We start from the raw sequence: 11,865 nt of genomic DNA, 5'->3' as shown, positions 1-11,865 counted from the left end.
TAGTACCTCATTGAGAATGTATATCTTTTTATCAAACTTAGTCTTTATTTAATCAGATCTAATAACTTATCACCTTTTACTTCTTCTGGTTTCCACTCGATAACTGCAAAATTTCCTTTAGAAATTTTACTTACTTTATTTATCCAAGTTATCTCGTTATTTGCTTTTACCTTGAGGATATTGTTAGTAGTATTAGCTGCAAACAGACTTAAATTTATTTACTCATTTAATATCGCTCCCTATAATTTAATTTCATTATTTTTAATTCTTCTAGCTAAATTCTTAACTTTTTCTTCAATGGTTTTTGCTGTCTTTATAAACTCTTCATCACTTTTACCTGTAGGGTCTTCAAGCCCCCAATCTTCTGTATGCTTTGCAGGAAGAAAAGGACAAACTACATTACAGCCCATTTTTACTACAACATCCATCTCAGGTAAATCCTTTAGCAGCTTTGATTTTTGAGTTTCATTCATATTAATGCTGTACAAATCTTTTATAATTCTAACTGCATCCTGATTTATATTATCTCTAAGTTCCGTACCAGCAGAATAGGATTCAAAGGCATCACTTGCAAATAACTTTCCCAATGCTTCTGCCATTTGTGATCTGCAGGAATTGTGTACACATATAAATGCCACTTTTGGTTTCATAATTTATCTCCCTTCTAATTAAAGTAATATTTTATTGTTATTTGCAGCAATTAGGTTTACTTTTTCCTTTACAAATACAATCATCTGTATCAGTAATGATATTCATTAAAAATAACATTAATCTGTTTGCATTATTGTTATTCAAACGGTAATGACTCCATAAACCTTCTTTTCTAGATTCTACAAGTCCGCATTCCATCAAAACTTTCATATGGTGAGATAAAGTAGGCTGTGTAAACTCAAAATATTCTAGTATGTCACAAGCACATTCTTCACCACAGGATAATATATCAAGAATTTTTAATCTGCTGGGATCTGATAATGCCTTAAATATTTTCGCATTAGTTTCATAATTTTTATCCATAGTATCACCTCATGTATAGACATCCATATATATATAATATAAGTCATAATCTATGTATAGTCAATAAAATATAGCTTTATCGATTAAAATTAGTATCTATATATAAATGATAATCTATACATGCATTTTATGTATTTAATTTTAAAGTATGCCTATCAATTTTCTAAATATGTTTCTATTTATTGTAATATATAAAAATACTCTTATATCATTTGTTTATACAAAAGTATCCTTTTATTAATATAAATAATAATTATTGCAAGAAAAATTTATTTAATTTAATATATGATTAGGGGGATTTATATCAAACGCTTAAAATTATATTACAGTTTTAATGCTATAAGGATGTTATAGGAGGAACTTACATTGAATAAAATCATTGACTTACATAAAATAAAAACTACAGCAGAAAATTATTACCGCAATGGGGATTTTTATTGTTCTGAATCAATAGTAAAAACAATTAAGGATGAATTTAACCTGCCGGTATCCGATGACATTATAAAAATGGCTTCGGGTTTCCCAGTAGGTATAGGTGGATCTGGATGTACCTGCGGTGCAGTAACCGGAGGTATTATGGCAATAGGTTTATTTTTTGGCAGGTGCGAACCCAAAGATGAAAGGGTTAATAAAGCTATGGCTTTATCTAAAGAACTGCATGATATTTTTAAAGATAAACATAAATGCTTATGCTGCAGAGTTTTAACAAAAGATATGACCCTTGGTTCTGAAGAACATATGAAACAATGCATTTACTTTACAGGAGAGGTTGCAGAAGAATCAGCGAAAATAATAGCCAGAGAGTTAAATTTAGAAGTGAAGTAATTAACCTTTTTAGCATAAGGCCTCCCATTACGGGAGGTTTTAACTTATAAAATATATAATTTTCCTACATCATAGTTTCCACTATATTGATCGCATCTTTAATATACTTAGGACACTTTTCTTTAAATAACCCTTTTTCTCTTGCCACCATTCTATTTTCTTTATGAGCAAAATCAACTCCCATCAGCTCTCTACATATTATGGAACCATTAATTTCTTTAAATTTCTCACAAAAATCTCTTGTAACATCATACGTTTTTTCTTTTGCCGCCTTATCATCTGCTTTAATATTTCCGTATTTAAGGCCTAAAGCCATTACAGCACCAGTTACAGCACCGCAAGTCTCACCAAAGCACATTCCTCCTCCAAAACATGAGGAAATCTTTAATGCTAACTCTTTGTCAATTCCTAATTCCTCACTGAAAGCTTCTAGGACACATTGAGAGCAGTGAAATCCTTCTTTAAAATTAACAGCAGCATTTTGTAATTTATTCACATTATAACCCCCTTATTATTTATAATAGATCTCACAAAACAGCTAATCTATTCCTACAGTATCACTTCTTCGTTCCATTAAAACTACGTCATACCATTTCTTATTGCACATCTTTCCCAGTTTCTCTCTTACACCTACTTCTCTAAAACCGCATTTTTTATGCAGTGCTATGCTTGGTAAATTTTCTTTTATAATTCCAGATTGTAAAGTCCAAAGTCCACTTTTTTCAGATAATTTAACTAGATTATCTAAAAGGGAGGTTCCTATACCTTTTCCCCTATATTCTTCTCCTATATATATACTGACTTCTGCAACACCTGCATAAACACATCTGCTTGATGTTGGACTTAAAGCTGCCCACCCCAACACTGCATTTCCTAATCTAGCTACTAACCTGCAAGATTTAAGGTGGCTGCTGTCCCAATCCTTCCATGTAGGTACCTGTGTCTGAAATGTAGCCTTTTTTGTATTAATACCTTCTAAATATATTTTCGATACTTCTTCCCAATCTTCTTTCTTCATATCTTCAATTTTATAGTCCATCTTTCTCTACCCCCCCACTTATTTATAATGTATTTTTTAAAGTTTATATGCTTTTACATGTGCTCCTGCAAAAGCACCGTCAACAAGTTCTGCATCTATTTTGCTATATACATCACCTAAATTTTTCTGCTTTGCAATGTCTTCTATAACCTCTTTGGTATATATATTTACCGGCGTTATTTCAATGTTCTTAAATCCGACTCTTTCTAATATTTCTTTGTATTTCCTAATTGGCAATGCACCTGCAATACAGCCAACCCACATTTCCACACTTTGCTTCATTTCTAATGGTATATCCTTAAGCACTACAACATCTGCTATTGCTAACCTGCCGCCATTTTTAAGCACTCTATAGGCCTCTTTTAATGCTGCTTCTTTACTTTCACACAAGTTTATTACACAATTTGATGTAATGACATCTATGGTTTCATTTTTAAGGGGAATATCTTCTATATATCCCTTTAGAAATTCTACATTCCTAACTCCCATTTTTTCTTTATTCTTATTTGCTAACTCAAGCATTTCATCAGTCATATCAAGTCCGTAGACTTTTCCACTGTCTCCAACATATTTAGATGAAATAAATACATCTATTCCTCCACCACTTCCTAAATCCAAAACAATTTCACCCTTTTGAGGATTTGCAAGTACAACAGGATTAGCACATCCAAGAGATGCATTGACAGCTTCCTCTGGCAGTCCCTCTATAAATTCTTTTGTATATAAATTTGAATTACCTGCAGCATCACCACAGCAAGATGTACCGCAACCACAGCTAGTTTCAGATTTAGCACTTACTTTTTTAGCTATACCTCCATAATATGCCTTAACTTGACCCTTAATATTTTTTCCCATAATTGATCCTCCTAACAACATTTATTTTTATTTACAGCTTCAGTTAGCAATTTCAAACTTTCAAGTACCTGTTCTCTTTTATTGTCTGGAATAGATTGAAATATGTTTTTGTAATATTCTTTCATTCTGGATTCAATATTTTTGAATGTATCCATTCCCCCATCAGTAAGTTTTATAGTTACATATCGTCTGTCTTCTGGATGCATCTCTCTAATTACCAATCCACTTTTTACAAGATTATTTATTGTTCTGCTCATTGTGCTTTTGTCTAAATTCAGTGTCTTAGCAAGTTCATTTAAGGAAATTTCTTCTGATCTTCCAATTTCTACAATAGCATGGCATTGAGAAATTGTTACACCACAGCAGCTTGTATCTGATTTTTCTAATATACCTAAATCTCTCACCAATATTCTTATTAATTCACGCAAATAGCTACTTCCTTGTTTTTTCATTTGATCACCTCAAATTAATTGTAACATAAAACTGTTGTAATATGCAACTGATTGTTTAAATTTATCCTTCTATTTTTAAGCTTAAACCGTATTGCATCTGCATTCTTTTCTCATACTTCTAACCAAATATAACTTTGATTAAAAGTATGGGAAACTTATATAACCTCTCCTATTAAACTTTTGCCAATATACCTATTATGCTTTTATTTTTTATATTCATATGGATATCTCCTAACTCCATAAAATAAACAAAGACACTACTCCTTTAACACAACTCCAAGTAGACTAATAAGTGAAACAGCCTGAGTATATGAGATTATTGCACCGCGAATATCTTCCACACCTGCAGCAATACCATCAATTCTACAGCTTGAAAAATCCATTCCTTTTAGTTTAGTATTGCAGAACTGCCCCTGCGTAATATCAGTATCTTTAAGCTCCAATTTAGAAAATTTACTCTCGTAAAAATCAACATATGGAAGCTGACAATTACTGAAGATTGTCTGCTTTAAATCTGTAAATCTAAAACATGTATATTGTCCACTACACTGATCAAACATAACATTTCTAAAAACTGCTTCCGTAAAATTACTTCCTGTGAGTTTACAGTTTATAAACTCTACTTTATGTATTGAGGATTCATTCAAATTAACATTAGATAAGTCGCAGTTTTCAAATCTTACATCTAAAAATTCTGCCTGCTCAAACGATATATTTATAAACTTTACATTTCTGAATATTACTTCATTAAAGCATACTCTTCTTGCCTTAAAATTTTCCACCAAGCATTCATTCACCAATATAGATGAAATAGAATCATAATCAGATATTCCTCCTTGTACTAAATCAAACTCTGGTAGATTGTCTTGAATCTTTGGCTTTAGTACTTTAGTAACATTCCTATTTTGAACCATTTTGTTTTTATCTCCCCCCTATATTTCTGAAATAACACACCATTTAATAAATAATTTTTTCACATCGATAATTATAAATTATGTGGATCTTTATATTAATTATAAAGCATAATTCCAAATAAGCATTCAGTTTATAACTTATTAATTATACTAGCATTATACGCCACACCAAATCCATTATCTATATTTACTACAGTCACACCACTAGCACAACTATTTAACATCGATAATAGAGGTGAGATTCCTCTAAAACTTCGATGACTTTTAACAAAGTCGCTTTAATTAAATAAAAGTGTAAATGTTCACCATCAATAATTTGATAATTAACATTTACACCTTTTATAGTACTACCACAGTTTGCCTAGAAGTATAATAATAAATCTAATAAGTGATAGTACTGTCTATATAAATTTATAATAACTTTATTAATAAATTTGTTTAAATAAAAATATCGCAATAATACTTCCAGCTATTGGTGCTACCACAGGAATCCAAGCATATGACCATTGAGAGTTCCCTTTATTTTTAAGAGGAAATAATGAATGTACTATTCGAGGTCCTAAATCTCTGGCAGGATTTAATCCAGGACCAGTTGGACCGCCTAAGGATGTAACTAAAGTACATACAAGAAAACCAAGACCAAGATAGCCTATTCCAATGGTTTGTTTTAAGTCTGTGGAATTAAGCATGAATTCTGCACCAAGAACTAATAAAAATGTACCAAAAAATTCCGTAATAAATCCATTTATATAACTTCCAGAAGCTGATATGGTAGAGCATGTACCAAGAATGCTTTCAGTATTCTCTGTTTTTTTATAAAATGGAAGATAAACAAAGTAAAGAATAACCTGACCAATTATAGCACCAATAAGTTGAGCTACTACATATGGAAAGACTTCTGACCAAGAAAAAAGTCCATTTATTGCTAAACCTATAGTCATAGCTGGATTTATATGGCTGCCACTGATTGACCCAAACATTAAAGCTGGAATCATTACACCAATTCCATAACCAACGGCAATAATAATCCAGCCATTGTGGTAGCCTTTTGTTCCTTTTAATTCTACATTGGCAACAGCTCCATTACCAAATAGCACTAAAATCGCTGTGCCAAGCATTTCACAAATCAGTTTTACAATTAAACTATAATGCATTATTTAAGACAACTCCTTTTTTATGTTACCAATCTCTATTTGACAATAACAGAAAGTCCATCTGGGATAACTGTTACTTTAGCGTTTTCTCCTTCTATTCCATAAGCACGCTTTAGTGCCTGATCAAATGTTGTGGCAAGTTCCATATGCATGTCTTTAATAAGCTTTGGCTCAACAAGATCAGAAACCATTATGACATGATGCTTTGAGAGAATACGCGCCAATATTTGAGAAGTCCACTGGTCCGGAATAGTTTTCTGACGTTCTGTATGGATAGCTTTTTCTAAGAATTCTTCAGGTGTTTTTGAATTGGCAAGACTTTTATAAAATCCTTCACCACCATGTCCATCAACACAGCCGGCAACCATTATAATAACACCATTTTCTTTATTTGTAGCTTCTGCTGCTGTCATTCCTTTTACTGCCTGATAAATATTTTGATCAAGAGGATAACCGCCATTTGTTGATACCGCAATATCACAAGGTATCTTTTTAACTTGTGCCAGATCCTTTACAAAATTGCAGCCAGTTTCATGAGCTTTTTCAAGGTCTCCAGCAAAAGATCCTATTATTTGTTTTTTACCATCAAGAACCACATTTAAGATAAACTTAAGGCCAGCTGTTTTAGCTGCATATACCATATCTTCATGAATAGGGTTACCTTTTATATTACCAGTACGTGCCTTATTTGAATCTATAAATTCACCACAATGATTTGCCATAATTGTTTTATAAGATGCTATTCCAGGTAATACAGATTTACGCCCTCCAGAAAAGCCAGCAAAAAAATGTGACTCAATAAAGCCTTCAGCAATTAATAAATCAGCTTCAGCAGCAACTTTGTTAATAATGCATGGTCCACCTGACGGAAGAGTACCTATTTTTACCATAGTAGAATCATCGGTTGAAACGTGCATTACAATATTTTCATTTTCGACAATTTCCTTACCATATTTATTTACAAGTTCTTCGTGAGTGGATGGACGATGAAAACCTGTAGCAACAAGTATTTTAATGTCTGCATTAGGTTCAACACTTCGAATACGACGAAGAAGTATAGGTGTAATAATTTTTGAAGGAACTGGACGTGTATGGTCTGAGCTTATCAAAACAATATTTTTCTTTCCTTTTACTAGTTCCTCTAATTTAGGTGAACCAATAGGGTTATCAAGGGATTTTTCAACAACTTCTTTTTCAGATAAGTTATTTTTGTAATTTTCTGATTTAGAAATTAAAATACCAGCTAAGTTTTTTTTATTTACTTTTGCAATAATTTGCTTTTTATCATAAGGCAAATTTATATTAACATACTCCATAATTAATATCATCCTCTCTTTATACTTTACAAAGCATCCTTTTAAAAAGCTTCTTCTTTTGTATGTCGAAATTAGTATAATTCAAGAAAGTATGCTTGTATAGCCAAATAAAAAGATAGCTGACATAAGAAAAATTTATAACAAAATTAGTCTTATATCAGCTATAATAGAAATAATAAATATTAGTTATTATTTTTATTTAATTTGACCACATAATCAATAAACAGCTTTATTGCACGGTATTTTGGATTTTCTTTTTTATATAATAGGAAGGCTTTCATAGTATATGATGGGTCAATATTACAGTATCCATACTTATAGCTATCACCCAGCGTATTAAGAAGACGCTCTGCAATAAGTGCTCCGGCAGTATTTTTCTTGCAATATTGAATTATAGCATAGGGAGATGGCAATTGTGCTGCCACAACCGGTACTTTACCAGCAATGTTAAAATACTGATCAATCATTTTGTTCATAAAATTATCTGGTGGATATTTTACTAAAGGAAAATTTAAAATAGCTTGTATACTGATTGTATTACATATTTCTGTAATATTAGGTGCATAATACACCATCTTATCCCTTCGAAATAGGACTTTTTCAAAGTTTTCCAGAGTTTCATCATCGGAAAGAAAACTAGATGCAATATCAATTTTACCACTATTTAAAGAGCGTATAAGTTCATTTTTCTCCATACTGTAAACAGTAATCAGTATATTCTTATTTTTTTGAAAATAAGTGACATACTGATTCATGAGTATATCACCAAGTGATGTAAGTACGCCTACTTTTAGTTCTATTGCTTTTTCACTACTTTTTTGTTGAAATTCATAGATTGTTTGAACTAATTCTGGCAATATTCCACATATTTTTTTATAAAAAATTTTACCTTCAGGTGTTAAACAACTGCCTCGATTAGAACGTAAAATAAGTTTTACTCCCAAAGTTTCTTCAAGTTTTTTCATTTGAAAGCTAAATGCAGATTGGGTTATATTTGCTTGATTAGCGGCAAGTGTAAAATTTTGCACTCTTTCGTAAATTATAAAATTCTTTAACTCTTCAATGCTAGGCAATTCTTTTATTTAAAACATCTCCTTATCTTTTGTAATATATCATATCTGCTTTTTAATTTCAAGAATAGAAGAAAATTGAATAAATATATTCTATTTATCCAATTTTCTTCTATTTATTTTTTAATTTCTACAAAAGTATCATAATAAGCTACCTGCTTACCCATATCGGCAATTTGATTTTCCGTTAGAAAATTTGGATTTGAACTCTTTTCCCACCAACCCACATTCATATGAACAAGGTTATCTGGTACTTTATCAGTTATATTTATCTTTACAGGTATTTCTCCACTAGAAGATCTTAATTTAACAATATCACCATTATGTATATCCTGCTTTTCTGCTGTATTTTCACTTATATTAGCTGCAGCCATGGTGTCTACATCTTTAAAACTTTGAGACATAAGTGATTTTTTAGGATGGGTAGTTAAAAGTCTCAATTTATCACCTTTTTCGTCATTAACATAAACTGGTATTGGATTCAATCCATCTTTCTCAGCATCTTTAGAATATATTTCTATTTTTTTTGATGGTGTTTTAAATTTTAAGTCACTCCAGGCAATAGAATTTTCTTGTATGGTTACATATCCATTTTTTATCTTTTCAAGAGTTATTCCCTTCTTTTCTAAAGGTTTTATTACTTGGGTTAAGTATTCCCTTTTAGATACATAAGGGTACTCTTTCATGCCCATGTTTTTTGCAAGTTCCATAAAAAAGTAGTATTCATCCATTAATTCATGCCTTGGTTCCACACACTTTTCATTATATATTATGTAGGGATTACTCATAGAAGAATATAACAGGTCTTCGCTTTCCAGGGTATTAGTACATGGAATAATCAAATCACAGTGTTTAGCCGTATCGGTCATAAACATATCTATGCATACCTTAAACTCTATATTTTCAAAAGCCTTTATAAAATTATTTAAATCAGGCCATTGGTTTAATGGATTAGCCTTACTTACAAATATAGCCTTAATATCTTTTGAGCATTTAAGTAATTTATCAAAATTCCAGTTTCTATCCTTTAATGCATATTTATAACTGCCATAGGGGTCCAAATTTAATACTTTAGGATACACTTTATTTGAATAATTTACTCCACCACCTTTTTTCCCTATACTTCCTGTTATAGCAGCAAGAGCATCTATGCTCCTTACAGAATTTCCCCCATTTTTATACCTTTGAAGTCCATATCCCATACATATAGTACTGTACTTTTCTTCAGCATAAATATGAGAAATTTCTCTTATAGTGTCTATGTTAATGCCGCATTCTCTAGACAGATACTCTATACTAAGAGTATCTAAATAAGTTTTATATTCCTTAAATCCTACTACATTTTTCTTTATAAATTCTGCATCCTGCAGATTTTCTTCTATTATTACCTTTGCCATAGCCATGGCCATAGCAGCATCCGATGCTGGATTTATCTTTATATGAATATCACAAAAACTTGTGCTGTCAGTAGAAATAGGATCTATAACTATTATTTTTGCCCCGTTTTGCCTTGCCCTTTTCAAAAATGGCATCAATTGAATATGAGAATTTGCTGGATTTTTGCTCCACAGTATTATATTTTTTGCATTCAATATGTCTTTTATGGAGTTTGATTTATTATCTCCAAAATCATATTTTTGTGCCTTATTACCTGCACTCCAGCATATTTGATTTTCTATTTTAGTTATGCCTCCATAAAAATTAAAAAATATATCTTCTATGCCTTTTAATACAGTTCCTGTTCCAGATGAACCATAATGAATTACAGAACTTGGAGAATATTTTTTCTTGTAATATCTCAATTTATCTGAAATTATATTTATGGCTTCTTCAAAAGTTATATTTACCCATTTACCATTTTGTTTTTTCATAGGCAAATGCAATCTATCCCTAGCATTTAACCTCTTCAAATGATTTTTTGCTTTTTCACATACTATACCCTTTGTATAAGGATGTTTTTTATCTCCCTCTATTTTAACTACTTTATTATCTTCCACATATACATTTAATTTACAGCACCCAAAGCAGTCCAGGGGACATCCATGACTTTTCATAATCTATACGCCTCACTTAAAACATCTAATTTTACACCAATTATTTTAAAATTTTCTCCATTATATCTTTTTAATTCATTAAGTACAAGCCTCAATATTTTAAAACTATATTGCTTTCTTAAAAAAATAGGATTACAATTGTAATTGACTTTTAAAATTAATTTTACTTATGATATGGAGGCGTTAAAGCATGAAAAGTAAACCTAAAAAAATTTTAATAACTATAAGCATATTTATTATCATAGTTTCTATAACACTCAATGTGCTTTTGCTATCAAAATTGCACAATCAGCCATGGAATATTCATTTTACAAATGCAAATTCAAGAGATAATTATTTTACAATACACAATGTAAAACAAGCTCAGAGCATAAGCAAAGGAAAGGGAATTAAAGTAGGCATTTTAGATCACTGTTTCGGATATGAATATCATAAAGATTTATATGCTGGTGCTGTTGATTTTATGAATAGTCCTTATGCTTTAAATAAATCAAATGAACATGGTTACTGGATGGCGAGCACTTTAAAAGAAATTGCTCCAGAATGTCAGGTATATGCATTAAATACTGCAGCAAGCATGAATGAAGATAAAAGAGTTACTGCTATGATAAAGGCAATAGATTGGGCGATAAAAAATCACATAGATATTTTAACTTATTCCCAAGCACCTGTATCAGATAAAAATCGTAAAAGATTTGATGCTGCTGTAAATAAGGCAGTAAAAAATAATATTGTAACTACTTTTATACATTATGATAATCCTAATAATATTTGGCCAGAAGTAATGTCTGATCCTAAATTTACAGAGAAAGGTCAGCGAAAACCAGATTTTAGTATATTTCCTTATGACTATGGTGATCTCCTAATAGATACTTACACTGCATATCAGAAATTAAAAAATAATGTTTCTAATGCTTCTGGAAATGATATTCCATATTATTCGGTTTCATCAACTTCACCAGTTACAGCAGGCTTTATAGCTATACTAAAAAGTATAAATAATAAACTTACTCCGGATCAATATAGGCAAATTTTGAAAAAAACAAGTTATAAAACTACTTTTAAAGATCCTTTTAGATTAAAAACTTTCGAGTGTTCTAATGTTATAGATATAGGAAAAGCTGCTGCATATATTAAAAAGAATTACTAATTTTTTATATATTGAAATTTAA

General features: G+C 30.8%; 13 protein-coding genes and 1 pseudogene. 2 read left to right on the top strand and 12 right to left on the bottom strand.

Annotated elements, in window-relative coordinates:
- Window positions 1-239: 239 nt before the first annotated feature.
- Both DMR38_RS07930 and DMR38_RS07925 read right to left on the bottom strand, forming a co-directional pair.
- Window positions 240-650 carry an arsenate reductase ArsC gene (locus DMR38_RS07930; protein WP_127720771.1) on the bottom strand — a complete coding sequence of 137 codons (411 nt, stop codon included), beginning with the start codon at window positions 648-650 and terminating at the stop codon, window positions 240-242.
- A 37-nt stretch (window positions 651-687) separates the two neighbouring features.
- Window positions 688-1,014: a metalloregulator ArsR/SmtB family transcription factor gene (locus DMR38_RS07925; protein ID WP_127720770.1), complete on the bottom strand. Its 327-nt coding sequence runs from the start codon at window positions 1,012-1,014 to the stop codon at window positions 688-690.
- 366 nt (window positions 1,015-1,380) lie between these two features.
- On the opposite strand from DMR38_RS07925, the gene DMR38_RS07920 reads away from it, so the two are divergent.
- Window positions 1,381-1,839, top strand: a complete 459-nt coding sequence (locus tag DMR38_RS07920) for a C-GCAxxG-C-C family protein (RefSeq protein ID WP_127720769.1) — start codon at window positions 1,381-1,383, stop codon at window positions 1,837-1,839.
- Window positions 1,840-1,903: 64 nt separating this feature from the next.
- On the opposite strand, the gene DMR38_RS07915 is transcribed toward DMR38_RS07920, so the two are convergent.
- The 10 genes and pseudogenes from DMR38_RS07915 to DMR38_RS07870 form a co-directional block, all read right to left on the bottom strand.
- Complete coding sequence (locus tag DMR38_RS07915; protein ID WP_127720768.1) at window positions 1,904-2,335, bottom strand: C-GCAxxG-C-C family protein; 432 nt, start codon at window positions 2,333-2,335, stop codon at window positions 1,904-1,906.
- 42 nt (window positions 2,336-2,377) lie between these two features.
- Entirely contained in the window at window positions 2,378-2,878 is a 501-nt protein-coding gene (locus DMR38_RS07910) for a GNAT family N-acetyltransferase (protein ID WP_065079351.1), read from the bottom strand.
- A 36-nt stretch (window positions 2,879-2,914) separates the two neighbouring features.
- Entirely contained in the window at window positions 2,915-3,733 is an 819-nt protein-coding gene (gene arsM / locus DMR38_RS07905; protein ID WP_065079350.1) for an arsenite methyltransferase, read from the bottom strand.
- 11 nt (window positions 3,734-3,744) lie between these two features.
- Window positions 3,745-4,185, bottom strand: coding sequence for a MarR family transcriptional regulator (locus tag DMR38_RS07900; protein ID WP_127720767.1), 441 nt, complete (start codon window positions 4,183-4,185; stop codon window positions 3,745-3,747).
- Between the two features lie 257 nt (window positions 4,186-4,442).
- On the bottom strand, window positions 4,443-5,099 hold the full coding sequence (locus DMR38_RS07895) for a pentapeptide repeat-containing protein (protein ID WP_127720766.1): 657 nt from the start codon (window positions 5,097-5,099) through the stop codon (window positions 4,443-4,445).
- A 131-nt stretch (window positions 5,100-5,230) separates the two neighbouring features.
- Window positions 5,231-5,353: pseudogene (locus DMR38_RS22240) on the bottom strand (1-(5-phosphoribosyl)-5-amino-4-imidazole-carboxylate carboxylase); the annotation flags it as partial.
- Window positions 5,354-5,524: 171 nt separating this feature from the next.
- Window positions 5,525-6,253 (bottom strand): MIP/aquaporin family protein, encoded by a 729-nt coding sequence (locus DMR38_RS07885; RefSeq protein ID WP_127720765.1) that lies wholly within the window; start codon window positions 6,251-6,253, stop codon window positions 5,525-5,527.
- A 35-nt stretch (window positions 6,254-6,288) separates the two neighbouring features.
- Window positions 6,289-7,569: a nickel-dependent lactate racemase gene (gene larA, locus DMR38_RS07880; protein ID WP_127720764.1), complete on the bottom strand. Its 1,281-nt coding sequence runs from the start codon at window positions 7,567-7,569 to the stop codon at window positions 6,289-6,291.
- A gap of 182 nt (window positions 7,570-7,751) precedes the next feature.
- Entirely contained in the window at window positions 7,752-8,642 is an 891-nt protein-coding gene (locus DMR38_RS07875) for a LysR family transcriptional regulator (protein WP_127720763.1), read from the bottom strand.
- Between the two features lie 113 nt (window positions 8,643-8,755).
- Entirely contained in the window at window positions 8,756-10,693 is a 1,938-nt protein-coding gene (locus DMR38_RS07870) for a molybdopterin-dependent oxidoreductase (RefSeq protein ID WP_127720762.1), read from the bottom strand.
- 190 nt (window positions 10,694-10,883) lie between these two features.
- Here DMR38_RS07870 and DMR38_RS07865 point away from each other — a divergent pair, with 190 nt between their 5' ends.
- Window positions 10,884-11,843 (top strand): S8 family serine peptidase, encoded by a 960-nt coding sequence (locus tag DMR38_RS07865; protein ID WP_127720761.1) that lies wholly within the window; start codon window positions 10,884-10,886, stop codon window positions 11,841-11,843.
- Window positions 11,844-11,865: the final 22 nt, after the last annotated feature.

The organism is Clostridium sp. AWRP (genome assembly GCF_004006395.2).
In the GTDB taxonomy this organism is placed as follows: Bacteria; Bacillota; Clostridia; order Clostridiales; family Clostridiaceae; genus Clostridium_B.
The sequence above is the reverse complement of the archived record's forward strand: the minus strand, read 5'-3'. Positions and strand labels throughout refer to the sequence as shown.

Coding starts and splice junctions, on each gene's coding strand:
- arsM (WP_065079350.1), bottom strand. CDS start 3,733: ATGGGAAAAAATATTAAGGGTCAAGTTAAGGCATATTATGGAGGTATA.
- DMR38_RS07910 (WP_065079351.1), bottom strand. CDS start 2,878: ATGGACTATAAAATTGAAGATATGAAGAAAGAAGATTGGGAAGAAGTA.
- larA (WP_127720764.1), bottom strand. CDS start 7,569: ATGGAGTATGTTAATATAAATTTGCCTTATGATAAAAAGCAAATTATT.
- DMR38_RS07930 (WP_127720771.1), bottom strand. CDS start 650: ATGAAACCAAAAGTGGCATTTATATGTGTACACAATTCCTGCAGATCA.
- DMR38_RS07870 (WP_127720762.1), bottom strand. CDS start 10,693: ATGAAAAGTCATGGATGTCCCCTGGACTGCTTTGGGTGCTGTAAATTA.
- DMR38_RS07865 (WP_127720761.1), top strand. CDS start 10,884: ATGAAAAGTAAACCTAAAAAAATTTTAATAACTATAAGCATATTTATT.
- DMR38_RS07900 (WP_127720767.1), bottom strand. CDS start 4,185: ATGAAAAAACAAGGAAGTAGCTATTTGCGTGAATTAATAAGAATATTG.
- DMR38_RS07895 (WP_127720766.1), bottom strand. CDS start 5,099: ATGGTTCAAAATAGGAATGTTACTAAAGTACTAAAGCCAAAGATTCAA.
- DMR38_RS07885 (WP_127720765.1), bottom strand. CDS start 6,253: ATGCATTATAGTTTAATTGTAAAACTGATTTGTGAAATGCTTGGCACA.
- DMR38_RS07925 (WP_127720770.1), bottom strand. CDS start 1,014: ATGGATAAAAATTATGAAACTAATGCGAAAATATTTAAGGCATTATCA.